22 protein-coding genes and 3 pseudogenes are annotated in these 26,078 nt (G+C 59.5%); 5 read left to right on the top strand and 20 right to left on the bottom strand.

The window, feature by feature from the left end; all coding sequences use genetic code 11:
* Window positions 1-12 precede the first annotated feature (12 nt).
* Window positions 13-2,367, top strand: a complete 2,355-nt coding sequence (locus BLR63_RS24030) for a penicillin acylase family protein (RefSeq protein WP_010564453.1) — start codon at window positions 13-15, stop codon at window positions 2,365-2,367.
* 80 nt (window positions 2,368-2,447) lie between these two features.
* Window positions 2,448-2,771: pseudogene (locus BLR63_RS24025) on the top strand (phosphohydrolase); the annotation flags it as partial.
* Window positions 2,772-2,904: 133 nt separating this feature from the next.
* Here BLR63_RS24025 and BLR63_RS24020 read toward each other — a convergent pair.
* The 8 genes from BLR63_RS24020 to BLR63_RS31345 all read right to left on the bottom strand — a co-directional run bounded on the left by BLR63_RS24020 (window position 2,905) and on the right by BLR63_RS31345 (window position 11,720).
* Window positions 2,905-3,789, bottom strand: coding sequence for an ABC transporter permease subunit (locus tag BLR63_RS24020; RefSeq protein WP_010564456.1), 885 nt, complete (start codon window positions 3,787-3,789; stop codon window positions 2,905-2,907).
* Window positions 3,786-4,706, bottom strand: a complete 921-nt coding sequence (locus BLR63_RS24015) for an ABC transporter permease subunit (RefSeq protein ID WP_010564457.1) — start codon at window positions 4,704-4,706, stop codon at window positions 3,786-3,788. Before BLR63_RS24015 ends, BLR63_RS24020 begins: the two co-directional genes overlap by 4 nt.
* Window positions 4,703-5,845, bottom strand: a complete 1,143-nt coding sequence (locus BLR63_RS24010; RefSeq protein WP_010564458.1) for an ABC transporter ATP-binding protein — start codon at window positions 5,843-5,845, stop codon at window positions 4,703-4,705. Before BLR63_RS24010 ends, BLR63_RS24015 begins: the two co-directional genes overlap by 4 nt.
* Before the next feature lie 65 nt (window positions 5,846-5,910).
* The gene (locus BLR63_RS24005) at window positions 5,911-7,005 is read right to left on the bottom strand and encodes a polyamine ABC transporter substrate-binding protein (RefSeq protein ID WP_010564459.1); all 1,095 of its coding nucleotides are present in this window, start codon (window positions 7,003-7,005) and stop codon (window positions 5,911-5,913) included.
* Between the two features lie 239 nt (window positions 7,006-7,244).
* Window positions 7,245-8,339, bottom strand: coding sequence for a polyamine ABC transporter substrate-binding protein (locus tag BLR63_RS24000; RefSeq protein WP_010564460.1), 1,095 nt, complete (start codon window positions 8,337-8,339; stop codon window positions 7,245-7,247).
* Between the two features lie 207 nt (window positions 8,340-8,546).
* A complete protein-coding gene (locus BLR63_RS23995) occupies window positions 8,547-9,911 on the bottom strand; it encodes an aspartate aminotransferase family protein (RefSeq protein ID WP_010564461.1) in 1,365 nt (454 codons plus the stop codon).
* 59 nt (window positions 9,912-9,970) lie between these two features.
* Window positions 9,971-11,329, bottom strand: a complete 1,359-nt coding sequence (locus BLR63_RS23990) for a glutamine synthetase family protein (RefSeq protein WP_010564462.1) — start codon at window positions 11,327-11,329, stop codon at window positions 9,971-9,973.
* A gap of 118 nt (window positions 11,330-11,447) precedes the next feature.
* On the bottom strand, window positions 11,448-11,720 hold the full coding sequence (locus BLR63_RS31345; RefSeq protein WP_130926100.1) for a glutamine amidotransferase: 273 nt from the start codon (window positions 11,718-11,720) through the stop codon (window positions 11,448-11,450).
* Window positions 11,721-11,998: 278 nt separating this feature from the next.
* On the opposite strand from BLR63_RS31345, the pseudogene BLR63_RS23985 reads away from it, so the two are divergent.
* Window positions 11,999-12,232 (top strand): annotated as a pseudogene (locus BLR63_RS23985) (glutamine synthetase); the annotation flags it as partial.
* 129 nt (window positions 12,233-12,361) lie between these two features.
* On the opposite strand, the gene BLR63_RS23980 reads toward BLR63_RS23985, so the two are convergent.
* Entirely contained in the window at window positions 12,362-13,735 is a 1,374-nt protein-coding gene (locus tag BLR63_RS23980; protein ID WP_003458619.1) for an IS1182 family transposase, read from the bottom strand.
* Window positions 13,736-13,796: 61 nt separating this feature from the next.
* On the opposite strand from BLR63_RS23980, the pseudogene BLR63_RS23975 reads away from it, so the two are divergent.
* Window positions 13,797-14,942, top strand: a pseudogene (locus BLR63_RS23975) (glutamine synthetase family protein); the annotation flags it as partial.
* A 230-nt stretch (window positions 14,943-15,172) separates the two neighbouring features.
* Entirely contained in the window at window positions 15,173-15,814 is a 642-nt protein-coding gene (locus tag BLR63_RS23970; protein ID WP_010564464.1) for a TetR/AcrR family transcriptional regulator, read from the top strand.
* A 20-nt stretch (window positions 15,815-15,834) separates the two neighbouring features.
* Here BLR63_RS23970 and BLR63_RS23965 read toward each other — a convergent pair whose 3' ends face one another.
* The 11 genes from BLR63_RS23965 to argA form a co-directional block, all read right to left on the bottom strand.
* On the bottom strand, window positions 15,835-16,092 hold the full coding sequence (locus BLR63_RS23965) for a bacteriocin immunity protein (RefSeq protein ID WP_010564465.1): 258 nt from the start codon (window positions 16,090-16,092) through the stop codon (window positions 15,835-15,837).
* Between the two features lie 20 nt (window positions 16,093-16,112).
* Window positions 16,113-16,658, bottom strand: coding sequence for a hypothetical protein (locus BLR63_RS32475; protein ID WP_130926129.1), 546 nt, complete (start codon window positions 16,656-16,658; stop codon window positions 16,113-16,115).
* A 194-nt stretch (window positions 16,659-16,852) separates the two neighbouring features.
* On the bottom strand, window positions 16,853-17,068 hold the full coding sequence (locus BLR63_RS23955; RefSeq protein ID WP_003213899.1) for a TOBE domain-containing protein: 216 nt from the start codon (window positions 17,066-17,068) through the stop codon (window positions 16,853-16,855).
* A gap of 28 nt (window positions 17,069-17,096) precedes the next feature.
* A complete protein-coding gene (ssuB, locus tag BLR63_RS23950; RefSeq protein ID WP_010564467.1) occupies window positions 17,097-17,903 on the bottom strand; it encodes an aliphatic sulfonates ABC transporter ATP-binding protein in 807 nt (268 codons plus the stop codon).
* The gene (gene ssuC / locus BLR63_RS23945) at window positions 17,900-18,688 is read right to left on the bottom strand and encodes an aliphatic sulfonate ABC transporter permease SsuC (RefSeq protein WP_010564468.1); all 789 of its coding nucleotides are present in this window, start codon (window positions 18,686-18,688) and stop codon (window positions 17,900-17,902) included. The genes ssuB and ssuC overlap by 4 nt, the downstream gene beginning before the upstream one ends.
* Before the next feature lie 9 nt (window positions 18,689-18,697).
* Window positions 18,698-19,846 carry an FMNH2-dependent alkanesulfonate monooxygenase gene (gene ssuD, locus BLR63_RS23940; RefSeq protein WP_010564469.1) on the bottom strand — a complete coding sequence of 383 codons (1,149 nt, stop codon included), beginning with the start codon at window positions 19,844-19,846 and terminating at the stop codon, window positions 18,698-18,700.
* 25 nt (window positions 19,847-19,871) lie between these two features.
* Window positions 19,872-20,840 carry a sulfonate ABC transporter substrate-binding protein gene (locus BLR63_RS23935; RefSeq protein WP_010564470.1) on the bottom strand — a complete coding sequence of 323 codons (969 nt, stop codon included), beginning with the start codon at window positions 20,838-20,840 and terminating at the stop codon, window positions 19,872-19,874.
* 95 nt (window positions 20,841-20,935) lie between these two features.
* On the bottom strand, window positions 20,936-21,529 hold the full coding sequence (gene ssuE / locus BLR63_RS23930) for an NADPH-dependent FMN reductase (RefSeq protein ID WP_010564471.1): 594 nt from the start codon (window positions 21,527-21,529) through the stop codon (window positions 20,936-20,938).
* Window positions 21,530-21,784: 255 nt separating this feature from the next.
* Window positions 21,785-22,423, bottom strand: a complete 639-nt coding sequence (locus tag BLR63_RS23925; RefSeq protein WP_010564472.1) for a peroxiredoxin — start codon at window positions 22,421-22,423, stop codon at window positions 21,785-21,787.
* Window positions 22,424-22,713: 290 nt separating this feature from the next.
* Window positions 22,714-24,072: an OprD family porin gene (locus tag BLR63_RS23920; RefSeq protein ID WP_010564473.1), complete on the bottom strand. Its 1,359-nt coding sequence runs from the start codon at window positions 24,070-24,072 to the stop codon at window positions 22,714-22,716.
* Window positions 24,073-24,720: 648 nt separating this feature from the next.
* Window positions 24,721-26,019, bottom strand: a complete 1,299-nt coding sequence (gene argA / locus BLR63_RS23915; protein WP_010564474.1) for an amino-acid N-acetyltransferase — start codon at window positions 26,017-26,019, stop codon at window positions 24,721-24,723.
* Window positions 26,020-26,078: the final 59 nt, after the last annotated feature.

Here is a 26,078-nt window from a genome sequence, read left to right as displayed (position 1 = left end):
TAAGGAATGTTCATGAAGCGCGTCTTGCAGGTTCTCGCGGTGCTGGTGGCGCTGGTTGCCATTGGCGCCGGCTGGTACGTCTACAGCAAGCAACCCACCCGCCAGGGCACCGTCACGCTGGCCAACCTGCAAGGCTCGGTGACGGTGCGCTATGACGACCGTGGCGTTCCGCATATCCGCGCCGAGAACGAGGCCGACCTGTATCGCGCCCTGGGCTATGTGCACGCCCAGGATCGCCTGTTCCAGATGGAAATCATGCGCCGCCTGGCCCGTGGCGAACTGGCCGAGGTGCTCGGGCCCAAGCTGCTGGAGACCGACAAGCTGTTCCGCAGCCTGCGCATTCGTGAGCGGGCCTTGAGCTACGTGGAACAGATGGACCACCAGTCCGCCGCGTGGAAGGCCCTGCAAGCTTACCTGGACGGGATCAACAGCTATCAGGACAGCCACGCCAGCCCGATGGAGTTCGACGTGCTGGGCATTCCCAAGCGCCGATTTACCGCCGAAGACACCATCAGCGTCGCCGGCTACCTGGCCTACAGCTTTGCCGCCGCGTTTCGTACCGAGCCCGTGCTGACTTACGTGCGCGACCAATTGGGCAGCGACTACCTGAAAATCTTCGACCTCGACTGGCAACCCAAGGGTGCGCTCAACCTGGCCGACAGCGACTGGAAAGCCCTCGACGCCCTCGCCGCCCTGAGTCAGCAGGCGCTGGCCGACAACGGCTTGCCGCAGTTCGAAGGCAGCAACGCCTGGGCCATCAGCGGCAGCCGCACCAAGAGCGGCAAGCCGTTGCTGGCGGGCGACCCGCACATCCGTTTTTCGGTGCCATCGGTGTGGTACGAAGCGCATCTGTCGGCGCCGGGCTTTGAGCTTTATGGCTATCACAACGCGCTGGTGCCGGTGGCGTTCCTGGGACACAACCGGGATTTCGGCTGGAGCCTGACCATGTTCCAGAACGATGACCTGGACCTGATCGCCGAAAAGGTCAACCCGGACAACCCCAACCAGGTCTGGTACCAAGGCCAGTGGGTCGACATGACCAGCAGCGAGCAACAGATCGCGGTGAAGGGCCAGGCACCGGTGACCCTCACCCTGCGCCGCTCGCCCCACGGCCCGATCATCAACGATGTGCTCGGCGAGAACGGCGGCAAGACGCCGATCGCCATGTGGTGGGCGTTCCTCGACACCCAGAACCCGATCCTCGAAGGCTTTTACCAGCTCAACCGCGCCGACACCCTGGCCAAAGCGCGTGCCGCCGCGGCCAAGGTGTCGGCGCCGGGGCTCAATATCGTCTGGGCCAATGCCAAGGGCGATATCGGCTGGTGGGCGGCGGCGCAGTTGCCGATCCGTCCGGCGGGCGTCAACGCCGGGTTTATCCTCGACGGCAGCACCGACCAGGCGGACAAGCTCGGGTTCTACCCCTTCAGCGCCAACCCCCAGGAAGAAAACCCGGTGCGCGGTTATGTGGTGTCCGCCAATGCCCAACCGGTATCGCCCACCGGCATGGAGATCCCCGGCTATTACAACCTGGCCGACCGCGGCCAGCAGTTGAACGCGCAGTTGAGTGACAAAAGCGTGAAGTGGGATGTGAACAACAGCCAGGCCCTGCAACTGGGCACCACGACCGCCTATGGCCCGCGCTTGCTGGCGCCGCTGTTGCCGGTGCTGCGCGACGTGGTCAAGGACCCGGCGCAACTGAAGCTGGTGGAACAACTGGCCGCCTGGAAAGGCGACTACCCGCTGGACTCCACCAGCGCCACGCTGTTCAACCAGTTCCTGTTCAACCTGGCCGACGCGGCCTTGCGCCCGAAACTGGGCGACAGCATGTTCAAGACCCTGCTCGGCACCCGCGTGATCGACGCCGCCCTGCCACGCCTGGCCGCCACGGCAGACTCGCCATGGTGGAACGGCAAGCGCGCCGACACCGTCAAGCTCGCCTGGGACAACAGCCTCGCGAACCTCAAGGCCACCTTCGGCGATGACCCGACCCAATGGCAGTGGGGCAAGGCCCATACCCTGACCCACGGCCACCCAATGGGTTCGCAAAAGCCGCTGGACCTGATCGTCAACGTCGGCCCCTTCCCGGCACCGGGCAGCCATGAAGTGCCGAACAACCAATCGGCCAACATCGGTCCGGCACCATGGCCGGTGACCTACGGCCCGTCGACCCGTCGCCTGATCGATTTCGCCGACGTCCCCCACGCGCTCACCATCAACCCCGTGGGACAAAGCGGCGTGCCGTTCGACAAGCACTATGGCGACCAGGCAGAAACCTATATCGAAGGCGGCTACGAGCAAGCGCACTTCAGTGATGAGGAAGTCACCGCCAACACCCGCGGCACCCTGAAGCTACTGCCAGCGCGCTGACCGGCGCCTACACCGGCGCCGCGAAGTTGAGCCGGAACTGTTGCGGCGTCACGCCCAGGCGGCGGTTGAACACACTGCGCATGTCCATTGCCCTGCATACCACGCCTGGCGTGCCGCAACACCTGCGGCCGACCGTGGCGCTGGTCACGGCGGGGGTCGAGATGGACGTGCTGGGCCTGGACTACACAGCCTTTACAGACAGACAGCGCGACGCGGTGGTGCATGCGCATCCACGGGGAGAAGGGTTCAAGGAGTGCATCATCTGCGCGTTCGCCGACGGCTTGCGCCATCGTCCGCAGACCACGTTTGGCAACGTGAAGACCGATGTGCTGGTGGATCAGGAGCCGGAGTTCAAACCGATGAATTTTGTCGAGGTGATTCGCCAGTCGCCGTGGACGGCCTGATCAACCTGGAATGCGATCAACACTGTGGGAGGGGGCTTGCTCCCGATAGCGGTGTGTCAGTCAAAAATGCTGTGACTGAACCACTGCTAGCGGGAACACGTCCCCTCCCACATGTTTAACCCGGCTCCGACCGTCAGACCGGCGCGGGCGCCCGACGTTTGTCCGGCTGCTGCCAACCATCGGCCGCCGCTTCTTCGATCGCCTGCTGGATCGCCTTCTTGCGCATCTCTTCGGCACGACGGCTGAAGAACCACACCAGGAAAGTCACAATCGACACCGCCAGCAGAATCAGGCTGGCCACGGCGTTGATCTCCGGTTTGACCCCCAGGCGCACCGCCGAGAAGACTTCCATCGGCAAAGTGGTCGAGCCCGGGCCGGACACGAAGCTGGCGAGTACCAGGTCATCGAGGGACAGCGCGAACGACATCATCCCACCCGCCGCCAACGACGGCGCGATCATCGGGATGGTGATCAGGAAGAACACCTTCCATGGCCGCGCCCCCAGGTCCATCGCCGCTTCTTCGATGGACAGGTCCAGTTCACGCAGGCGCGCCGACACCACCACCGCCACATACGCGGCGCAGAAGGTGGTGTGGGCGATCCAGATGGTGACGATGCCACGTTCCTGGGGCCAGCCGATCATCTGCGCCATCGCCACGAACAGCAGCAACAGCGACAGACCGGTGATCACTTCCGGCATCACCAACGGCGCGGTCACCAGACCGCCGAACAGCGTGCGGCCCTTGAACTGGCTGATGCGCGTGAGCACGAACGCCGCCAATGTACCCAGCGCCACGGCCGCAACGGCCGTGTAGCAGGCGATTTCCAGGGAACGCGCCACCGAGCCCATCAACTGGGTGTTGTCCAGCAGGCCCACGTACCACTTGATCGACCAACCGCCCCAGACCGTCACCAGCTTGGATTCGTTGAACGAGTAAATCACCAGAATCAGCATCGGCAGGTAGATGAACAACAACCCCGCCACCAGCATGAAGCTTGAGAAACTGACGCGCTTCATATCTTGCCCTCCATCTCTTTGGCTTGGCTGCGGTTGAACAGGATGATCGGCACGATCAGGATCGCCAGCATCACCACCGCCAGGGCAGAAGCCACCGGCCAGTCACGGTTGTTGAAGAATTCTTGCCACAACACTTTACCGATCATCAGGGTTTCCGGGCCGCCGAGCAGTTCCGGGATCACGAACTCGCCCACCACCGGAATGAAGACCAGCATGCAACCGGCAATGATGCCGTTCTTGGACAGCGGCACGGTGATCTTCCAGAAGCTGTTGAAGGTGCTCGAACCCAGGTCTGAGGCGGCTTCCAGCAGGCTCTGGTCGTGCTTCACCAGGTTGGCGTACAGCGGCAGGATCATGAACGGCAGGTACGAATAGACCACGCCGATATACACCGCAATGTTGGTGTTGAGGATCTGCAGCGGCTCGTGGATCAACCCGATGGACATCAGGAACCCATTGAGCAGGCCGTTGTTGCTGAGAATGCCCATCCACGCATACACGCGGATCAGGATCGCGGTCCAGGTCGGCATCATGATCAGCAGCACCAGCACGGTCTGCATCTCTTTGCGCGCACTGGCGATGGCATAGGCCATCGGGTAGCCGATCAACAAGCACAGCAGCGTGCTGAAGAACGCCATTTTCAGCGAGCCCAGGTACGCGGCGATGTACAACTCGTCGTCGCCGAGCATCGAGTAGTTGGCCAGGTTCAGCACCAGTTGCAACTTCTGCTCAACGAAGGTGTAGATCTCGGTGTACGGCGGGATCGCCACGTCGGCTTCGGCAAAGCTGATCTTCAGGACGATGAAGAACGGCAGCATGAAGAACAGGAACAGCCACAGGAAGGGAATGCCAATGACCACATGACGGCCACTGGGAGTTATTCGTTGCAGGCGGCGCTTGAGCTTCTTTGTGTTCATGAGCGAAGTACCACGCCGCTGTCGTCTTCCCACCATACGTAGACCTGATCGCCCCAGGTCGGGCGCTGGCCACGACGCTCGGCGTTGGCCACGAACGATTGCACCAGCTTGCCGCTCGGCAACTCGACGTAGAACACCGAATGGCCGCCGAGGTAGGCAATGTCATGCACCTTGCCGCTGGACCAGTTGTGCTCGCAGGTCGGCATTTCAGTAGTGACCAACAGTTTTTCCGGGCGGATGGCGTAGGTCACCGACTTGTCTTCCACCGCAGTGGCGATGCCGTAGCCGACGTAGATGTCGCGGTCCAGGTCCGGGCACTGGAGCACCGCGTGGCCTTCGGCGTCGTCGATCACCTGGGTGTCGAAGATGTTGACGTTGCCGATGAACTCGCACACCAGGCGGCTGGTAGGCGTCTCGTAGATGTCCACCGGGCTGCCGATCTGCGCGATCCAGCCCAGGTGCATGATGGCGATGCGCTCGGCCATGGTCATGGCCTCTTCCTGGTCGTGGGTCACCATCACGCAGGTCACGCCCACGCGTTCGATGATCTCCACCAATTCCAGTTGCATCTGCGAGCGCAGCTTCTTGTCCAGGGCGCCCATCGGCTCATCGAGCAGCAGCAGTTTCGGGCGCTTGGCCAGGGAGCGGGCCAGGGCCACACGCTGGCGCTGGCCACCGGACAACTGGTGCGGCTTGCGCTTGGCGTACTGGCTCATCTGTACCAGCTTGAGCATCTCGGCCACGCGGGCGTCGATCTCGGCCTTGGGGATCTTGTCCTGCTGCAGCCCGAACGCGATGTTCTGCGCCACGGTCATGTGCGGAAACAAGGCGTAGGACTGGAACATCATGTTGATCGGCCGCTCGTAGGGCGGCATATCGGTGATGTCCACACCGTCGAGGTAGATACGACCTTCGGTTGGACGCTCGAAACCGGCGAGCATGCGCAACAAGGTGGATTTGCCCGAACCCGAACCGCCGAGCAAGGCGAAGATCTCGCCTTTCTTGATTTCCAGGGACACATCGTCCACGGCAATCGTCTCGTCGAACTTCTTCGTGACCCGGTCGATTTTGACCAGCACCTTCTTCGGTGTCTGGTCGCCCTCGAGGGCTTTCTTATAGGCGCCGGAGGCAACTGCCATTTACGAAACTCCCAAAAAAATAGTGCAGTTCGCCCGATACAGGCAAACCTTGGATAGTTTGAGCTTTACTTGCCCGTCTTGACCTTGGTCCAGCTACGGGTCATTAAACGCTGCACGTTCGGGGGTAGCTCGACGTTGACGAATGTCCGATCGAGAACCGCCTGCGGTGGGTAAACCGCTTCGTTCGTGCGTATCGATTGTTCCATCAGTGCGTCCGACCCAGGGTTAGGGTTGGCGTAACCGACGTAATCACTGACCTGAGCGATCACCTCAGGCTGCAGTAAATAGTTGATGAAGGCGTGGGCCTCTTTGATATTGGTCGCGTCCTTGGGGATCGCCAGCACGTCAAACCACAGGTTGCCGCCTTCTTTCGGAATGGCGTAGGCGATATTCACGCCCTTGCCCGCTTCGCTTGCGCGAGCCTTGGCCTGGAACACGTCGCCGGAGAACCCGGCGGCCACGCAGATGTTGCCGTTGGCCAGGTCCGAGATGTATTTGGACGAATGGAAGTAGGTCACGTAGGGCCGCACTTTCAGCAGCTTTGCTTCAGCCTTCTTGTAGTCTTCGGGGTTGGTGCTGTTGGGGTTCAGGCCCATGTAGTTGAGCACCGCCGGCAGCATTTCATCCGCCGAGTCCATAAAGGACACGCCACAGGAGGCCAGCTTTTTCATGTTCTCCGGCTCGAACAGCACGGCCCAGGAATCGATCTTGTCGACGCCCAGCACGGCTTTGACTTTTTCGACGTTGTAACCGATGCCGTTGGTGCCCCACAGGTACGGCACCGCGTACTGGTTGCCCGGATCGTTCTTCTCCAGGCGCTTGAGCAGCGCAGGGTCAAGGTTGGCATAGTTCGTAAGCAACGACTTATCGAGCTTCTGGAACGCCCCGGCCTTGATCTGCTTGCCCAGGAAGTGGTTGGACGGCACTACCACGTCGTAGCCGGTACGGCCGGCGAGCAACTTGCCCTCCAGGGTTTCGTTGGAATCAAACACGTCGTACACCGGTTTGATACCGGTGGTTTTTTCGAAGTTGGCCAGGGTGTCGGGGCCGATGTAGTCCGACCAGTTATAAACATGCACAGTCGATGCGGCCTGCACGCTGACAGCCAGCGTGATACCCGCACCCACCAGCAAGGCTTGGCGAAATAAAGAAATTGGCAAGTGGAGGTCCTCTTAAATAGTTGGGCCCAAAGTTGTTGCCCGGCAACAAAACCGGCGCGCAACTTACCCTCGATAAACCGATCCGGCAAAACTTTCTGTCATTTAATTACTGCACGGTTGCCGCTCTTTGTGGGATCGAGCTTGCTCGCGAAGAACTCACAGGTAACGCGGGCGACTAGAGACGCTGCGTTATCGTTGACGATTTTCGCGAGCAAGCTCGCTCCTACAGGTTTCCTCGCTTACTTACCGGACTTGATTTTGGTCCAGCTGCGCGTCATTTCACGCTGGGTGGCAGCCGGCAGGTCAGCAATGGCGTAGAGCTTGGCTTGCACTTCAGCAGATGGGTAGATGCCCGGATCGCTGGTGATGTCTTTGTCGACCAGTGCCGTGGCTTTCTCGTTACCGTTCGGGAAACGGACGCTGTTGGTGATCCCGGCCATGACTTTTGGCTCGAGCAGGTAGTTCATGAACTTGTAGGCGGCTGCGACGTTTTCGGCATCTTTAGGGATGGCGACCATGTCGTAGAAGCTACCAGCACCTTCTTTCGGAATGTCGTAGGCCACTTTGACCTTGCCACCGGCTTCAGCCGCACGGGACTTGGCCTGCTGGATGTCACCCGAGTAACCCACGGCCACGCAGATGTTGCCGTTGGCCAGGTCGGAAATGTACTTGGACGAGTGGAAGTAGCCGATCGAAGGACGGATCTTGAGGAACAGATCTTCAGCTTTCTTCAGGTCTTCTTTTTTCTGAGTGTCGGTCGGCAGGCCCAGGTAATGCAGCGCCACTGGCAGCATTTCGGTTGGCGAGTCGAGGAAGCTCACGCCGCAGCTTTTCAGCTTGGCAATGTTCTCAGGCTTGAGCAGGGTGTCCCAGGAATCGATCTTGTCGACGCCCAGCGCGGCCTTGACCTTCTCCGGGTTGTAGCCGATGCCGATCGAGCCCCACATGTACGGGAAAGCGTGCTTGTTGTCCGGGTCGCTGACCGACACGGCCTTGAGCAGGGATTTGTTCAGGTTGTCGTAGTTGGACAGTTTGGACTTGTCCAGCTCCTGGTAGACACCGGCCTTGATCTGCTTGGCGAGGAAGTTGTTCGACGGTACAACGATGTCGTAACCGGACTTGCCTGCCAGCAACTTGGCTTCCAGGGTTTCGTTGCTGTCGAAAACGTCGTACACCACTTTAATGCCCGACTCTTTTTCAAAGTTGGCAATGGTGTCCGGAGCGATATAGTCGGACCAGTTGTAGACGTGCAGCACTTTATCGTCTGCCTGGACCGCGCCCGCCATTGCGCCCATCAGGGACACGGCGAGGAGGGTCTTGCCAGCGTTCTTCAAACCTAATGCCTTCATTTGGTGATGCTCCAATTTTTCTTTTTTGGGCCACAAACTTTGTATGTTTCGCTACCTACCAAGGACAACAAAACAAGGTGACAGTCTGGCAAGTTCATTGGCCGGCTTTCAACCAACACGCCCTATTTAGAGAAGCGTCTTGATCACTGCCCAGACGCGGCGCCCGAAGCCGCCGCGCACTGAGCCTAGCACTTAGCCCTGCAATGCGGCCAAAGTCAGGTCCAGACAGTGACGAGCCTTGGTTACCAGCTCGTCGATTTCAGCCTTGCTGATCACCAGCGGCGGCGAAATGATCATGGTGTCACCCACGGCGCGCATGATCAGGCCATTCTCGAAGCAGAACGTGCGGCAGATCATGCCAGCACCACGGCCTTCGTAACGCTTGCGCGTTGCTTTGTCCTGAACCAGTTCAATTGCACCGAGCATGCCAACACCACGCACTTCCCCCACCAACGGGTGATCGGCCAGCTCCCTCAGACGTTTCTGCAAATAGGGTGCCGTTTCGTCATGTACATGCTTAACAATTTTTTCATCACGCATGATGCGGATGTTTTCCAACGCGACCGCCGCCGCCACCGGGTGACCGGAATAGGTGAAGCCGTGGTTGAAATCGCCGCCTTCGTTGAGCACCGCCACCACATCGTCGCGCACGATCAGGCCGCCCATGGGGATGTAGCCCGAGGTCAAGCCTTTGGCGATGGTCATCATGTCGGGCTTGAGGTCGTAGAAATCGCTACCGAACCACTCACCGGTACGGCCGAAACCGCAGATCACTTCGTCGGCGACGAACAGAATGTCGTACTTGGCGAGGATTTCCTTGATGCGCGGCCAGTAGGTGGCGGGCGGTACGATCACGCCACCGGCACCCTGGATCGGTTCGGCAATAAAGGCACCGACGTTGTCCACGCCCAGTTCCAGGATCTTCTCTTCCAGCTGGTTGGCCGCCCATACGCCGAACTCTTCGGGGCTCATGTCGCCGCCTTCGCCGAACCAGTAAGGCTGGGCAATGTGGACGATGCCTGGAATCGGCAGATCGCCCTGCTCATGCATATAAGTCATGCCGCCCAGGCTGGCGCCGGCCACGGTGGAGCCGTGGTAGCCATTCTTGCGGCTGATGATGGTTTTCTTGTTCGGCTGGCCTTTGATCGCCCAATAGTGGCGCACCATACGCAGCATGGTGTCGTTGCCTTCGGAGCCGGAACCGGTGAAGAACACATGGTTCATGCCGGCCGGCGCGATGTCGGAGATCGCCTTGGCCAGTTCCAATACCGGCGGGTGGGCGGTCTGGAAGAACAGGTTGTAGTACGGCAGTTCTTTCATCTGCTTGGCGGCGGCGTCAGCCAGTTCATGGCGACCGTAACCGATCGCCACGCACCACAGGCCGGCCATGCCGTCGAGAATCTTGTTGCCTTCGCTGTCCCACAGGTAAACGCCGTCGGCTTTGGTGATGATCCGCGGACCTTTCTCTTTCAGCTGTTTGAAGTCGCTGAACGGCGCCAGGTGGTGATCGCTGCTCAAGGCCTGCCATTCACGGGTTTGCGGGTTGTTGCTGGACATACCAATCTCCTAGACTTTTCAGTGAAGGGCGCATCCTTTTAAAGGGCGCGCCCGGCGCGTCAGACGGCGAAGAGCAGAAACTCCCGCTCCCACGAACTGATCACGCGCTTGAAGTTTTCATGCTCGGCCCGCTTGACCGCGACGTAGCCAGTGATGAATTTGTGACCCAGGTATTTCTCGATGGTCTTGCTGTTTTCCATGCGTTCCAGGGCGTCTTCGATGGTCAACGGCAGGCGCAGGTTGCGCCGTTCGTAACCACGGCCGACGACCGGCGCGCTCGGGTTATGCCCTTCGACCATGCCGATGTAGCCGCACAACAGGCTGGCGGCAATCGCCAGGTACGGGTTGGCGTCAGCACCTGGCAGGCGGTTTTCCACGCGACGGTTCTGCGGGCCGGCATCCGGTACGCGCAGGCCGACGGTGCGGTTCTCTTCGCCCCATTCCACGTTCACCGGTGCCGAGGTGTCCGGCAGGAAACGGCGGAACGAGTTCACGTTGGGAGCAAACAACGGCAGCAATTCGGGGATGAATTTCTGCAGGCCGCCGATGTGATTGAGGAACAGTTGGCTCATGGTCCCGTCGTCATTGGAGAAGACGTTCTTGCCGGTGGCGATGTCGATGATGCTCTGGTGCAGGTGCATCGCGCTGCCGGGCTCGCCGGTCATGGGCTTGGCCATAAAGGTGGCGGCCACGTCGTGCTTGAGCGCGGCTTCACGCATGGTGCGCTTGAACACCAGGATCTGGTCGGCCAGGGACAGGGCATCGCCGTGACGGAAGTTGATTTCCATCTGCGCCGTGCCGTCCTCGTGGATCAGGGTGTCGAGGTCCAGTTCCTGCAGTTCGCACCAGTCGTAGACGTCTTCGAACAGCGGGTCGAATTCGTTCGCCGCTTCGATGGAGAACGACTGCCGGCCGGTCTCCGGGCGCCCGGAACGGCCAATCGGCGGTTGCAGCGGGAAGTCCGGGTCTTCGCAGCGTTTGGTCAGGTAGAACTCCATCTCCGGCGCCACGATGGGCTGCCAGCCTTTGTCGGCGTAGAGCTTGAGGACTTTCTTGAGTACGTTGCGCGGCGACAGCTCGATCGGGTTGCCTTGCTTGTCGTAGGTATCGTGGATCACCTGGGCGGTGGGCTCGATGGCCCATGGCACCAGGAACACCGCGTTCTGGTCGGGGCGGCAGATCATGTCGATGTCGGCCGGGTCGAGCAATTCGTAATAGATGTCGTCTTCGACATAGTCGCCGGTCACGGTCTGCAACAGAACGCTCTCGGGCAGGCGCATGCCTTTTTCGGCGATGAACTTGTTGGTCGGCGAGATCTTGCCCCGGGTGATGCCGGTCAGGTCGCCAATCATGCATTCGACTTCTGTGATCTTGTGGTCTTTCAACCAATCGGTGAGCTGGTCGAGGTTGTTACTCATAAATGCCTCTGGGCTGGGTTTCCTGGCGTCCATTAAAGGCCAGGCGTCGGTTGACGCATCGGCGTCGCTGGTTCATCAGAGTGGGAGCTTAACCGCCATTTGGGGTGCCGTTGCACTCCTAAAGCAAAAGGCTTGCCTCCCGTGCAGGATAATGAGCGGCAACCGCAAAAAAGGCAGGACCGGCGTCATGAAAAGGTCGAGTACAAGAAAATGAACGGGTAACGCGAATCCCATCCTGGCCGTCAAGAATAATGGCCGGATCGAAGGGACTTATCGGGGAAGGAATAATCAACGGGAATGCGCGCTTGCAACATTCGACACGGATGTGAAAAGCATGCAGACCGACCTGTTTCGAGCAGGTGGTGATGCCGATCAACGACAGGCCAGACATGAAGCACCCCGGTATTATTACTGTTATGGGTTTGAATCGAGCTTAGCCTTGTTCATTTTTTTACACAACACCCCCGTAAAAAATACAACACGGCCCGCTCAAGCCTGCTAGTCCCATGCGAGTCAAACTGACAAAAGCGCCCCAAAAAGCCCCAAAAAAGCCCTCGATGCGCTTTTTCAGGGCAAAAAAGGCCTCGCTTGACTTCGGCATGCCGTTCGGGTTGACTGAAACCTGAAAAGATCAATGATTGATATTTTTAACAACAAAGGTGTTGCATCATGTCGGTACCCCCGCGTGCCGTTCAGCTTAACGAAGCGAACGCGTTCCTTAAGGATCATCCTGAGGTTCTGTACGTAGACCTTCTAATTGCGGATATGAATGGTGTGGTGCGCGGCAAGCGCATCGAACGCACCAGCCTCCACAAGGTTTACGAGAAAGGCATTAACCTGCCTGCCTCTTTATTTGCCCTGGATATCAATGGCTCTACGGTCGAAAGCACCGGCCTGGGCCTAGCAGCCTGTCGGACTTGAATTCATAAATGGACAGAGCGCGACAAAGACAAAGCGAATTGCCCACTATTTGAGCGTTTTTAACCGGTTGTTGCCCTGAATTTCCTGAATTCGAGCGGATTCAGCCTCTGTTCACGCATTTTGAACGGAATGCGGGCGCAACGTGGCCATGCGTTTCAAGTTCCACGCCAGGCACACCAGGGTCCATTCGTTCTGGACATTCGCCAGACCGCGCAGCAGGAACTGACGGAAGCCCATCACCGACTTGATGATTCCGAATACCGGTTCCACCGTCTGCTTGCGCTGCCCATAGGCCGCGCGCCCGGCCTTGGTCTTGAGTCGGTGCTTCATTTTGTCGACCGGACTGGTCGGCTCCGATGACGCTGCCGGCTCTTCGAAACGCTCGCGCCAGTGCCGATGGTGGGCGTCGCGGCCCACGGCAATCAGGGGCTCGATCCTGGCGGCCTCGCAGGCTTCGACATTCTTCTCGCTGAAGTAGCCGCTATCGGCCAGGAATTTCTCCGGCTGGTTCAGCTCCTCGGGAAGCGCTTGAAGCTTGGCCAGCATCGGTACGACCTGTTCCTTGTCGTTGCCCGCCTGGGTCACATGCGGCGCCATGACCAACATGGATTCGCTATCGACCAGCGCTTGGGCGTTGTAGCACTGCTCGAAGCCGCCACCAGCCACCTTCATGATGCGCGACTCTTCGTCGGTCAGGTTGATCTGGTCGTCCGGGCGCGGGCCCACCTGCGGCGGCTTCGGCGGTTTGCCTCCAGGCTTCTTGCCGTTGGCCTTTTCCTTGGCCTCGCGCTTGTCCAGCTTGGCTTGATACTCGGCCTGCTCGCGCTCGAGGCGTTCCTTGGCCCGCGCTTCGATCTTGGTCTTGGCTTCTGCTATGGCGGCCAGGCGGTCTTCGCGCCGCTTGATCTCGTCGGGCAGACTGACCCCGTCGGGGAGGTCGCTCTGATCGGCCGCTTCTGCCAGCTTGAGCATCTCCTGGACCTCGGCCTTTAGCTGGGCCTCGATCTTCTCGGCGTGAGCATAGGACAGGGCGCTGTGCCGCGAGGCATTGGCGTGGATCTTGGTGCCGTCCAGACTGACCGTGCCAAAACGCGAGACTTGGTTCTCGCGCGCGATTTGCAGTACCTGCACAAAGGTCGCGGCGAACTGCTCTCCGTGGCGACGGCGGAAGCTGGCCAGGGTGTCGTGATCCGGGTGCTGGTCGCAGGCGATAAACCGGAACGCCAGGGAGTCATAGCTGGCTCGCTCGATCTTGCGGCTTGAATACGCACCCGTGGCATAGCCGTAGATCAGCAACGACAGCAACATAGCCGGATGGTAGGCAGCGCTGCCACGGCCCGCATAGACGCTCTCCAGCTTCGACAGATCCAGGCCCTCTACGACCTCCACCACGTAGCGCGCCAAATGTGACTCGGGCAGCCAGTCCTGCACCGACGGCGGGAGCAAGTAGTCGATTTCGCGGTTTATCGGTCGAAAGCGGCTCATACAGTCAGGTTCCAGGAGCGATGCGCAATTCTACCGGCGAGGGGAAAAGTCCGACAGGCTGCTAGACATCGGTGATGCTGACCGAATCTGTTATCCAATCCCCGACACCCTGTGCAATGAGCCCTGGCAAAAGCGCCCGACCGCGCAACTGCTGATGACCATGCACGAACTTGAAGGTGAACCTTTCTTCGCCGACCCGCGCGAAGTGCTCCGCCAGGTTGTAAGCAAGTTCGACGATCTCGGCCTGACCATCTGCGCCGCCTTCGAGCTCGAGTTCTACCTGATCGACCAGGAGAACGTGAACGGCCGCCCACAACCGCCCCGCTCGCCGATCTCCGGCAAACGCCCGCACTCGACACAGGTCTACCTGATCGACGACCTCGACGAATACGTCGACTGCCTCCAGGACATCCTGGAAGGTGCCAAGGAACAAGGTATTCCGGCCGACGCCATCGTCAAGGAAAGTGCCCCGGCGCAGTTCGAAGTGAACCTGCACCACGTGGCCGACCCGATCAAGGCCTGCGACTATGCGGTACTGCTCAAGCGCCTGATCAAGAACATCGCCTACGACCATGAGATGGACACCACCTTCATGGCCAAGCCTTACCCCGGCCAGGCAGGTAATGGTTTGCACGTGCACATTTCGATCCTGGACAAGGACGGCAAAAATATCTTTGCCAGCGAGGATCCCGAGCAGAACGCCGCATTGCGTCACGCGATCGGCGGTGTGCTGGAGACCCTACCCGCCCAAATGGCGTTCCTGTGCCCTAACGTCAACTCCTACCGTCGTTTCGGCGCACAGTTCTACGTGCCGAACTCGCCGTGCTGGGGCCTGGATAACCGTACCGTGGCGATTCGCGTGCCGACTGGCGCGGCTGACTCCGTGCGTATCGAACACCGTGTGGCCGGCGCCGATGCCAACCCTTACCTGCTGATGGCTTCGGTCCTGGCGGGCGTGCACCACGGTCTGACCAACCAGATCGAACCGGGCGCACCGGTGGAAGGCAACAGCTACGAGCAGAACGAGCAGAGCCTGCCGAACAACCTGCGCGATGCCCTGCGCGAGTTGGACGACAGCGAGGTGATGGCCAAGTACATCGATCCTAAATACATCGATATCTTTGTCGCCTGTAAGGAAAGTGAGCTGGAAGAGTTCGAACACTCCATCTCCGACCTTGAGTACAACTGGTACCTGCATACCGTGTAAGCAGTGGTTGCACTGAAAAAACGCCGCCGGCCTTTGGTCTGTGGCGTTTTTTTATGGGTTTCTCCTGGTAGACCGAGTTGGCCTTATCGGGAGCAAGCCCCCTCCCACACTTGACTGAGTTCCAACCTTGAAATGCAGTCAAGTGTGTGTGGGGCTTACTCCCGATAGCGGCTTGGCAGACAACACCGGTTCCTGCTCATACAATGCCCGCTGCCTTGTAGGAGACTTCCATGACCACCCGCCCCGCCGCCCCTCGCAAACCCCGCGCCCGCAGCCGGGCCCGGATCGACGCGATCCTCGACGCCGCCCGCACCTTGCTGGCCGCCGAAGGCGTGGCCGGTTTGTCGATCTACAACGTGGCCGAGCGCGCACAGATTCCGCCGTCGTCGGTGTATCACTTCTTCGCCAGCGTGCCGGCACTGCTGGAAGCGTTGACCGCTGACGTCCACGCCGCCTTCCGCGCCGCCATCCAGGCCCCCATCGACCATGAATCCCTCAAGCACTGGCGCGACCTCTCCTACATCGTCGAACAGCGCATGCTCACCATCTACGAGCAAGACGCCGCCGCGCGCCAGTTGATCCTGACTCAGCATGGACTCACCGAAGTGACCCAGGCGGATCGCCAGCATGATCTGGAATTGGGCGATTTGATGCTGGAAGTGTTCAGTCGCCACTTTGAAGTGCCGAGCCTCCCGGCGGATGTGGATGTGTTCGCGTTGGCGCTGGAGTTGAGTGATCGCGTGTACGCACGCTCAGTGCATCAGCATGGGCTGATTACACCGCGCATGGCAGAGGAAGGGATGCGGGTGTTTGATGCGTATGTGGGGCTTTATTTACCGATGTATTTACCCAAGCGACCCACATCGGTCTGAAGGACCAATAACGCCAGGCTTCATGCTGGTCTAAAACCCGGCAAGCCATTAGCTGCCCGCCAAGCGTTGATTGTATGAGTAATACCCTCGGCTGAATTATCAGCACCTTCCTCGGGGTAATAAATAAGATCAGACCCCGCAGGGTGCTCGGTGATACGTTCAAACTCATCAAGTAAAGGATCTAAAACCTCATCTGGAGCGCCTTTATTTGCCTTAAATATTTCCTGCATGAAGTTAATGAATTGATCTTCTGTATATTCTGAAATACTCGATTTCATAGATCTATTTCCGATGAATATCAATGTGATTTTTTGGGGTTGTAACGCATCCGCGTGCGGGCTTTTTTGAGGGTTTGCAGTTGGTCTTCGGTATAGAGCGTGCCGTCGCCCAGGCTGGAGGGCCATACCAACGCCACAAGCCCCACCAACAAGCCACTCGCCGCGCCCGATAGAGCGCCCAACGACGTACCGCCCAGGGCGAGCCCACCCATGCCGACCGGTAGCGCGATGCCACTGATTTTTTTCAGTGGCATACGCCCCGACTCATCGACTTCACGCCCGCCGAGCAATACCAGATCACCGTAGGCTTTCGGGCTGTCGATGGGTACGAAACCTGTAGATGAGCAGTAATCAATAACAGCGTTCGGCAGATTGCAGGACTTGGCAAATACACACCCGACCGGTGCCGGAAGCGGCTCGGGGACAGTCTTTACAGGTGCGATGAATTCACGAGTTGGAGCCGTCGATGCGGGTGCGGGCTGCCTGCGCGATTTGCCGGGCAGATAATTTTTATTTGCCGGCCGCAGCACGTTGGGCATCGGGCCTGGGCCTTGATTGCTTGCCATACGCAGTCCTTGTTCGGATACAAAAAAGCCTCCGTATCAGGAGGCTCAGCGCCAGCCAAAACACTACTTAAAAAGTCAGCGGGGCTAGCGTGGGAAGGGTCCGAAAACAGCGAAAGAAGCGTCTCGCAACACACACGGAGTGACAAAAAAACCCCGACAGGCTTTCACCTTCGGGGCTTTGTGCGCAGCATCGATCACAACTTGGCGATCGACACCTCGGTGGATTTCACAAAGGCAATCACTTCGCTGCCGATCACCAGTTCCAGCTCCTTGACCGAGCGGGTGGTGATCACGGAGGTGACGATGCCGGATGCGGTCTGTACGTCGATTTCCGAGAGTACGTCGCCTTCGACGATTTCCTTGATGGTGCCTTTGAATTGGTTACGCACGTTGATGGCTTTGATGGTCATGTCGTTCTTCCTTCATGGGACAAGTGAGTTATTGCGCCCAACGCAATTGCGTCGGCAGCGGTGAAACAGGTTCGGGTTCCGGCGGAGTGCCGGGCAGCGACAACACACGGTTGAGCACTTGGGCTTCCAGCGCGGCCAGGCGATGGGAACCTCGGGCGCGTGGGCGCGGCAGGTCGACGATCAGGTCGAGGCCGATTTCGCCGTTTTCGATCAGGATCACCCGGTCGGCAATCGCCACGGCTTCGCTGACGTCGTGGGTCACCAGCAACACGGTGAAACCATGCTTCTGCCAGAGGTTTTCGATCAGTTGCTGCATCTCGATACGCGTCAGGGCATCCAGCGCCCCCAGCGGCTCGTCCAGCAGCAGCAAGCGCGGCTGGTGAATCAGTGCGCGAGCCAGTGCCACGCGCTGCTTCTGGCCACCGGACAGCGCCGCCGGCCACTCATTGGCACGTTCGGCCAGGCCGACCGCTTCCAGCGCTTCCAGCGCCTTGGGACGCCAATTGCCCTTGAGGCCCAGGCCGACGTTGTCGATGATCTTTTTCCACGGCAGCAGACGCGCTTCCTGGAACATCAACCGCGTGTCCTCGATCGCCTCGCCAAGCGGCGCGGAGCCAGCCAGCAACTCACCGCTGCTGGCCTTGTCGAGACCGGCCAGCAGACGCAGCAAGGTACTTTTGCCGCAACCACTACGGCCGACCACGGCAACGAACTGGCCCGCTGGAATGTGCAGGTCGATGCCCTTGAGCACTTCCCGCGCGCCAAAAGCCTTGCGCAATTTGCGCACCGCCAACGGGATGCCTTTCAACAGGCGCGGAGGTTGTTGAGCGGTCATGCCGCACCTCCTTTGTTCACTTGATAAGCCGGGTGCCAGCGCAGCCACACACGCTCCAATCCACGGGCGGCCAGGTCGGCCAGCTTGCCGAGGATGGCGTACATGACGATGGCCAGTACCACCACGTCGGTTTGCAGGAATTCACGGGCGTTCATCGCCAGGTAACCGATACCGGAGCTGGCCGAGATGGTTTCCGCCACGATCAGCGTCAGCCACATAAAGCCCAGGGCAAAGCGCACACCCACCAGAATCGAAGGCAATGCACCGGGCAGGATCACCTGGCGGAACAGGCTGAAGCCGGACAGGCCGTAGCTGCGCGCCATTTCCACCAGCGCCGGGTCGACGTTGCGGATGCCGTGGTACGTGTTGAGGTAGATCGGGAACAGCGTGCCGAGGGCGACCAGGAAAATCTTCGCGGTCTCGTCAATGCCGAACCACAGGATCACCAGCGGGATCAGCGCCAGGTGCGGCACGTTGCGAATCATCTGCACCGAGCTGTCCAGCAGGCGCTCGCCCCACTTCGACAACCCGGTGATGAAACCCAGGGCCAGGCCGATGCTGCCACCGATCACAAAGCCCAGGCCTGCGCGCCAGCCGCTGATGGCCAGGTGGGTCCAGATTTCTCCGCTGACCACCAGATGGATCCCGGCTTCAATCACCGCACTGGGCGCCGGCAGGATGCGTGTCGACAACCAGCCGGCCGACACAGACAACTGCCACACCGCCAGCAATACAATCGGCAGCACCCAGGGCGCCACGCGATGGCTCAATTTTTCAAAGTTCATGGCGCCACCTCAGCTCTGTGACGCCGCTTTGGGAAGGATGTCGTTGGCGACCATCTCCCCGAACGGGCTGACGTAGCCGGCGCTTTTTGGCAGCTCGGGACGTTCGATATCCAGATGGGGGAACAACAGTTCGGCGACCCGATATGACTCTTCCAGGTGGGGATACCCGGAGAAGATAAAGGTGTCGATGCCCAGCGCGGCGTATTCCTTGACGCGCGCCGCAACCGTCGGGCCATCGCCCACCAGCGCGGTACCCGCACCGCCGCGCACCAGGCCGACGCCGGCCCACAGGTTGGGGCTGACCTCCAGGTTGTCGCGGCTGCCGCCATGCAGGGCGGCCATGCGTTGCTGGCCGACCGAATCGAAGCGCGCCAGGGAAGCCTGGGCACGGGCGATGGTGTCGTCGTCCAGATGGGAGATCAGTTTGTCGGCGGCTTTCCAGGCTTCATCGTTGGTTTCGCGCACGATCACATGCAAACGAATGCCGAAGCGCACGGTGCGCCCCAGTTTCGCGGCCTTGGCCCGCACCTGTTCGATCTTTTCCGCCACGGCAGCCGGTGGCTCGCCCCAGGTCAGCACCATGTCCACCTGCTCGGCCGCCAAATCCTGGGCCGCTTCGGAAGAACCGCCGAAGTACAGCGGCGGACGCGGTTGCTGGATCGGCGGATAGAGCAATTTGGCGCCTTTGACGCTGATGTGCTCGCCGTCGTAATCCACGGTTTCGCCTTCCAGCACGCGGCGCCAGATGCGGGTGAATTCCACCGAGGCCTGGTAGCGTTCTTCGTGGCTGAGAAACAAACCGTCGCCGGCCAATTCTTCCGGGTCACCGCCCGTCACCAGGTTGAACAACGCCCGGCCGCCGGACAGGCGATCGAGGGTCGCGGCCTGACGCGCCGCCACCGTCGGGGAAATGATCCCGGGGCGCAACGCGACGAGGAATTTCAAACGCTGGGTCACCGGGATCAGCGAGGCAGCCACCAGCCACGAGTCTTCGCAAGAGCGGCCAGTGGGGATCAGCACCCCGCCGAAGCCCAGGCGATCAGCAGCCTGGGCCACTTGCTGCAAATAACCGTGGTCGACGGCGCGAGCGCCTTCGGCGGTGCCAAGGTAATGGCCGTCGCCGTGGGTAGGCAGGAACCAGAAAATATTGAGGCTCATGGAGTTGTCTCCTGAAGAAGTCGGATTACGGCGCTTTGGCAACGGCGGCCGGTGGCGTCCAGATCACGTCCTTGATGCTCAAGGGTTTGGGGATCAATTTGAGTTGGTAGAAGGTGTCGGCGATTTTCTGCTGGGCGGCGACCACTTCCGGGGTCAGGAACAGCGCGCCGTAGCCCTGGCGTTTCACCGAGGTCAGGGTGATGTCAGCCGGCAGGCCGAGCAGCGGCGCGACTTGTTCGGTGACTTCCTGCGGGTTGGCCTTGGACCATTCGCCCACTGCGCGTACTTCTTCCACCAACGCCTTGATCACTTCAGGGTGTTTTTCGGCATAAGGCTTGGTAGCCAGGTAGAACTGGTGGTTGTCGGCGATGCCGGTACCGTCACGCAGGGTGCGCGCTTGCAGTTGTTTCTCGGCGGCGGCCTGGTACGGGTCCCAGATTACCCAGGCGTCCACGCTGCCACGCTCGAACGCAGCACGGGCATCGGCGGGCGGCAGGAATACAGTCTGTACGTCGGTGTATTTCAGGCCCGCGTCTTCCAGGGCACGTACCAGCAGGTAGTGCACGTTGGAGCCTTTGTTGAGCACGATTTTCTTGCCCTTGAGCTCGGCCACCGATTTGATCGGCGAATCCTTGGGCACCAGGATCGCTTCGCTGGTCGGCGCTGGCGGTTCGTAGGCGACGTAGAGCAGATCGGCACCGGCCGCCTGGGCGAAGACCGGCGGGGTTTCGCCGGTGACGCCGAAGTCGATGGAGCCGACGTTCAGGCCTTCGAGCAATTGCGGGCCGCCGGGAAACTCGGTCCATTGCACCTGGACACCTTGGGCGGCCAGGCGTTTTTCCAGAGTGCCCTTGGCCTTGAGCAGCACAAGGGTGCCGTATTTCTGATAGCCGATGCGCAGGGCCTCGGCAGCTTGGGCTTGAACAATGGCGCCGAAGGACACAGCCGCAGCAAACAGTGCGACCAGACCACGACGCAAGATGACAGTGCGCATGGCGCTCTCTCCAAATAGTGCGATGAGGGGGTTGGCTGCACCTGCTTGGCCGTTGGCGGCTGAGTAAGGTGAGTACTTCGTTGTATCGGTAAGGCTCAGATGCTCCAGCGAGCACTCAACAGACGCTCATTCAACACATGAGGGTCCAAAGGTTTCGGGCGTCGGGCCATGGCGCTGTAGAGCGTCTCCAGGGCCTCGTGCAAACGGTGTTCGAGTACCGGCACCAGTTGCGCCTGGGCACTGCCTTCGCCATAGGCGATCTGGCTGTCTTCGGCAAAAATCCCGTGGAGCAATTCCTGGGCCTTGAGCGCCGACAGCACCGGCTTCAAGGCGTAGTCCACCGCCAGCATGTGGGCGATGCTGCCGCCGGTGGCTATGGGCAACACAATCTTGTGGGCCAGGGCGCGTTCGGGCAGCAGGTCGAGTACGGTTTTCAGCGCGCCGGAAAACGAAGCCTTGTACACCGGGGTGGCGATGACCAGGCCATCGGCGTTGGCCACCTGTTGCAGCAGGTCGATGACCTTGGGGCTGTCGAAGCGCGCGTGCAGCAAGTCTTCGGCCGGGAAGTCCCGTATCTGGTAACTCACCACTTCCACACCTTTGTCTTGCAACCACTGACGGGTTTTATCCAGCAAGACCCCGGAGCGGGAACGTTGGCTGGGACTGCCTCCAAGTGTTACGACCAGCATGCAGGTATTCCTTGAGCAAGTGTCGGCGGTTCGCTGTGTGGCGATAGCGCCAAGATGGAACAGACCTTATCAGCAGATTTATATATCTATAAATCTTATTTTTTCATTTGTTTATTCCTTAAAAGAATATAAGGATCATGAATCGCCAGGCGAAAAAAAAGGCCGTCGAAACGGCCTCAAAACCCCTGTTATGTGTACTTTGAAATGCGATCAACGGGTGGGAGGGAGCAAGCCCCCTCCCACATCGGTCCTGTTTCAGCGATTGGGTTGCGGTGTCAGCCGCAGATATGGCTTCACCGCCCGATACCCCTTGGGAAAACGTTTCTTGATTTCTTCCTCGTCCTTGAGCGACGGCACGATCACCACTTCATCACCGTCCTGCCAGTTGGCGGGCGTGGCGACTTTGTAGTGGTCGGTCAGTTGCAGCGAGTCGATCACCCGCAGGATTTCGTGGAAGTTGCGTCCGGTGCTGGCCGGGTAGGTGATGGTCAGGCGGATCTTCTTGTTCGGGTCGATCACGAACAAGGAACGCACGGTCAGGGTGTCGCTGGCGTTCGGGTGGATCAGGTCGTAGAGGTCCGAGACCTTGCGGTCGGCATCGGCCAGGATCGGGAAATTGACGACGGTGTGCTGGGTTTCGTTGATGTCTTCGATCCACTTGTGGTGCGAGTCCACCGGGTCCACCGACAGGGCAATGGCCTTGACGCCGCGCTTGGCGAATTCGTCCTTGAGCTTGGCGGTGAACCCCAACTCGGTGGTGCAGACCGGAGTGAAGTCCGCCGGGTGGGAAAACAACACACCCCAGCTGTCGCCCAGCCATTCGTGGAAACGGATCTTGCCGGCGCTGGAATCCTGTTCGAAGTCGGGGGCGATATCGCCCAGTCTTAGGCTCATGGTGTGGCTCCTGATGAGTGCTTATGGAGCTCACTGTGCATCGGTTGTGGATATTTTAAAAAGAATAAATATCGATTTATCTAGACGATAAAGGAATATTAAAAATGTGTTCACTGGACCGGGAAACAGGCGAGGGCCAACATTCGCTCCAAGGTTCGAGAAGGCCTTGAGACGCTGCAAAAGAGGGGTTCAGGAAGGGCTTGCGGGGGTTGAGCCCGACTTGAAAAGCAAGACACCTTGCCCGGCGTTGCGCCGGGCAGGGTTTACAGTCTTACAACAGCTTCACGCTACTAGAACAGTGGCAGGGTGTAGCTGACGATCAGACGGTTTTCGTCCTGGGAACGGGTATTCGCCAGGTCGGTACGCCACATTGCGTTTTTCCAGGCAAAGCCGAGGTTTTTCAGCGGGCCTTCTGGAATTACGTAGGCGAGCGTGATGTCACGTTCCCACTCGGATTGGCCGGTAATTTCAGTGCGCGAAGCAGTAACGGTGTCGATATCGCTACCCTTGAGGTAGATAACACCGGCAGTCAGGCCAGGTACGCCGACTGTAGCGAAGTCATAAGCGTAGCGAGCTTGCCAGGTACGCTCGCCGGCACGGGCGAACTTCTGGATCTGCATGTCAGTTGTCAGGTAAGCCGACGAACCGTCGCCCTGGTTCAACCAAGGGAAGTCGCTGCTGCCGTTGCTGACCTGATAACCACCACCGAAGGTGTGACCGGCAACGGTGTACAGGAACAGGCCGCTGTACAGGTTGTTGTCGACCTTGCCCTTACCGCTGGCGAAACCATTGTAGTTACCGCTGGTGTAGTAAGCGGCGGTGTTGCCGTTCTTACCATCGTCAGAGCTGTTGAAATAACGCAGGTCAGACTTCAACACGCCCGGACCGATGGCCCAGTTGTGAGTCAGCCCCAGGAAGTGCTGCTTGTAGAAGTCTTCCAGGTTGCCGTAGTAGTACTGGGCAGTCAGATCTTTGGTGAGCTTGTAGTCACCACCAGCGTAGTAGAACTTATTGCTAAATTTGCCGGTGTTGTAGTTAGAACTAGCGTTGGCACCGGCAATCGACAGGTTTTCGTTATTGCTGGAGTTACGCCCCTTAGCCTTTTCAATCTGACCACCAACCAGAGTCAAATCCTTGATCTCGTTAGAGGTGATCTGACCACCTTGGAACGTTTGCGGCAGCATACGACCATCGTTGGTCACGATAACGGGCAACTTAGGCTGCAGGGTGCCCAGTTTCAATTCGGTTTGGGAGATCTTGACCTTGCCGGTCACGCCCAGGCTGGCGAAATCGTTGACGGCCTTGTTGCCATCGCTTGGGAAGATGGTACCGCCGGAAGCAGTGCCACTGTAGTTACCGTGGTTTTCGCGGCTGGAGTCCAGACGCACGCCATACAGGCCGATCGCATCAACGCCGAACTGAACGGTACCTTGGGTGTAACCCGAGATGAAACGCAGATCGAAGCCTTGGCCCCACTCGGCGTTTTTACTACGACTGCTCGCCGTTGGAGCACCATCACGGTTATCGGTGTTGATGTAAAAGTTACGCGCACTCAGTGTGGCGTGGCTGTCTTCGATGAAACCAGCAGCGCCTGCATGCTGGGCGATTGCGCCCAAAGCTACAGCCAGTGCCAAATTGGACTTCTTCATGTACCGCTCCTCTTTTTCTAATTTTTGTATTTCTTTGGTCCCGGGTCTGACGCCCGCGATCCACAGATGCGCGATTAGCACCGCATAGTGACCAACAAGTCAATCGTAACCTTATGTGTCTACTACCTTCGTCTAATCGCAGTTGATTTGGTCCTTGCAGGGTAATGAGTTTTTCATACACCCAAAAAGAATTATTTCATCCTTTTTCATACAATTTCGGAATAAGCCTTGGCATGAGTCGGGCACGTCAGAGTAGACGAGTCGTCGCATAAGCTAATTCCTAAAGGGTATTTTTTATGAGCCTTTTAGATCTTTTAGGCTTGAACGCGGCATTACATACGTCAACCAGGATCAGAAAAAACGAGGCCATCATGGCCAAACGCCGATTTTCCAGTCAATTTGTTACAGTTTTTGTATCACTAATATTTCAAGGTGGTATCGACGCCGCCGGTGCAACCGTCTGCCCACGAAAACTTCGCGCAATTTACCCCTCTGGGCCCTGATCGATCCGGCTCAAAGTCAAGAATTCTGAAACTGTAGCAGTGAATGGGGAAACACACAGACGCGCCCCAAAAGCTTGAGCGACCAAGTCATCGACAGACAAGCCAGCGCCCACAGGCGCTGGCTCAATAGCGGCGGGGCAGGTGTTTACAGGGCTTTCTCGAAAATCTTCGAGTTACGCTGATAGTTGTACAGCGATGCCCGCGCCGAAGGCAGGCGCTCCACGCTGCTAGGCACAAAGCCGCGCTCGCGGAACCAGTGCGCTGTGCGTGTGGTGAGTACGAACAGCGTCTTCAAACCCTGTGCCCGCGCACGGGCCTCGATGCGCTCCAGCAGCTCATCGCCGCGCCTGCCGTGGCGGTACTCCGGGTTGACCGCCAGGCACGCCAGCTCCCCCGCATCCGAATCGGCAATTTGATACAGCGCCGCGCAGGCGATGATCATGCCTTCGCGTTCGACGACGCTGAACTGCTCGATCTCGCGCTCCAGCACTTCCCGCGAACGGCGTACCAGGATGCCCTGTTCTTCCAGCGGACTGATAAGGTCGAGCAAGCCGCCGACGTCTTCGATCGCCGCCTCGCGCACCAGCTCGAATTGCTCCTGGGCCACCAGCGTACCGCCGCCGTCCCGGGTGAACAGTTCGGTGAGCAAGGCACCGTCTTCGACATAACTGACGATATGGCTGCGCCCTACCCCGCCACGGCAAGCTTCGGCGGCCGCATCGAGCAATTCAGCCTGGTAGTTGCTGCCCAGGCGCAGCAAATGCGCTGGCACTTGCTGCGGACGCAACTCGCGCACCAGACGGCCATTTTCGTCGATCAGACCGGGATCGGCGCCGAACAGCAGGAGCTTGTCGGCCGCCAGATCGATGGCGGCGCGGGTGGCGACGTCTTCGCAGGCCAGGTTGAAAATCTCGCCAGTGGGCGAATAACCCAGGGGCGACAGCAGCACGATGGAGCGCTCGTCCAGCAGGCGATTGATACCCTTGCGGTCGACGCGGCGCACTTCGCCGGTGTGGTGGTAATCCACGCCTTCCAGCACACCGATCGGGCGGGCCGTCACCAGATTGCCGCTGGCCACGCGCAGGCGCGAGCCCTGCATCGGCGACGACGCCATGTCCATCGACAGGCGCGCTTCAATGGCAATACGCAGTTGGCCGACCGCGTCGATCACGCACTCCAGGGTTGCGGCATCGGTGATGCGCAGGCCCTTGTGGTAAACCGGGGTGAGGCCGCGCGCGTCAAGGCGCGCTTCGATCTGTGGGCGCGAACCGTGGACCAGCACCAGCCGCACGCCCAGGCTGTGGAGCAGCACCAGGTCGTGGACGATATTGCCGAAGTTCGGATGATCCACACCATCGCCGGGCAGCATGACCACAAAGGTGCAGTCCCGGTGAGCGTTGATGTAGGGCGAAGCGTGACGAAGCCAATTGACGTAATCGGGCATGGAACCTGGGCCTGTAATAAAAAGCAGCCGAAAAAGGATGAGTCGTGAAAACGCACAGC

This window comes from Pseudomonas extremaustralis, assembly GCF_900102035.1.
GTDB classification, from domain to species: domain Bacteria; phylum Pseudomonadota; class Gammaproteobacteria; order Pseudomonadales; family Pseudomonadaceae; genus Aquipseudomonas; species Aquipseudomonas extremaustralis.
The sequence above is the reverse complement of the archived record's forward strand: the minus strand, read 5'-3'. Positions and strand labels throughout refer to the sequence as shown.

Excerpts from the sequence above, each read along its gene's own strand:
- BLR63_RS24030 (WP_010564453.1), top strand. The coding sequence starts at position 13 with ATGAAGCGCGTCTTGCAGGTTCTCGCGGTGCTGGTGGCGCTGGTTGCC.
- BLR63_RS24020 (WP_010564456.1), bottom strand. The coding sequence starts at position 3,789 with ATGAAGCGCGTCAGTTTCTCAAGCTTCATGCTGGTGGCGGGGTTGTTG.
- BLR63_RS24015 (WP_010564457.1), bottom strand. The coding sequence starts at position 4,706 with ATGAACACAAAGAAGCTCAAGCGCCGCCTGCAACGAATAACTCCCAGT.
- BLR63_RS24010 (WP_010564458.1), bottom strand. The coding sequence starts at position 5,845 with ATGGCAGTTGCCTCCGGCGCCTATAAGAAAGCCCTCGAGGGCGACCAG.
- BLR63_RS23995 (WP_010564461.1), bottom strand. The coding sequence starts at position 9,911 with ATGTCCAGCAACAACCCGCAAACCCGTGAATGGCAGGCCTTGAGCAGC.
- BLR63_RS23990 (WP_010564462.1), bottom strand. The coding sequence starts at position 11,329 with ATGAGTAACAACCTCGACCAGCTCACCGATTGGTTGAAAGACCACAAG.
- BLR63_RS31345 (WP_130926100.1), bottom strand. The coding sequence starts at position 11,720 with ATGTCTGGCCTGTCGTTGATCGGCATCACCACCTGCTCGAAACAGGTC.
- BLR63_RS23980 (WP_003458619.1), bottom strand. The coding sequence starts at position 13,735 with ATGAGCCGCTTTCGACCGATAAACCGCGAAATCGACTACTTGCTCCCG.
- BLR63_RS23970 (WP_010564464.1), top strand. The coding sequence starts at position 15,173 with ATGACCACCCGCCCCGCCGCCCCTCGCAAACCCCGCGCCCGCAGCCGG.
- BLR63_RS23965 (WP_010564465.1), bottom strand. The coding sequence starts at position 16,092 with ATGAAATCGAGTATTTCAGAATATACAGAAGATCAATTCATTAACTTC.
- BLR63_RS32475 (WP_130926129.1), bottom strand. The coding sequence starts at position 16,658 with ATGGCAAGCAATCAAGGCCCAGGCCCGATGCCCAACGTGCTGCGGCCG.
- BLR63_RS23955 (WP_003213899.1), bottom strand. The coding sequence starts at position 17,068 with ATGACCATCAAAGCCATCAACGTGCGTAACCAATTCAAAGGCACCATC.
- ssuB (WP_010564467.1), bottom strand. The coding sequence starts at position 17,903 with ATGACCGCTCAACAACCTCCGCGCCTGTTGAAAGGCATCCCGTTGGCG.
- ssuC (WP_010564468.1), bottom strand. The coding sequence starts at position 18,688 with ATGAACTTTGAAAAATTGAGCCATCGCGTGGCGCCCTGGGTGCTGCCG.
- ssuD (WP_010564469.1), bottom strand. The coding sequence starts at position 19,846 with ATGAGCCTCAATATTTTCTGGTTCCTGCCTACCCACGGCGACGGCCAT.
- BLR63_RS23935 (WP_010564470.1), bottom strand. The coding sequence starts at position 20,840 with ATGCGCACTGTCATCTTGCGTCGTGGTCTGGTCGCACTGTTTGCTGCG.
- ssuE (WP_010564471.1), bottom strand. The coding sequence starts at position 21,529 with ATGCTGGTCGTAACACTTGGAGGCAGTCCCAGCCAACGTTCCCGCTCC.
- BLR63_RS23925 (WP_010564472.1), bottom strand. The coding sequence starts at position 22,423 with ATGAGCCTAAGACTGGGCGATATCGCCCCCGACTTCGAACAGGATTCC.
- BLR63_RS23920 (WP_010564473.1), bottom strand. The coding sequence starts at position 24,072 with ATGAAGAAGTCCAATTTGGCACTGGCTGTAGCTTTGGGCGCAATCGCC.
- argA (WP_010564474.1), bottom strand. The coding sequence starts at position 26,019 with ATGCCCGATTACGTCAATTGGCTTCGTCACGCTTCGCCCTACATCAAC.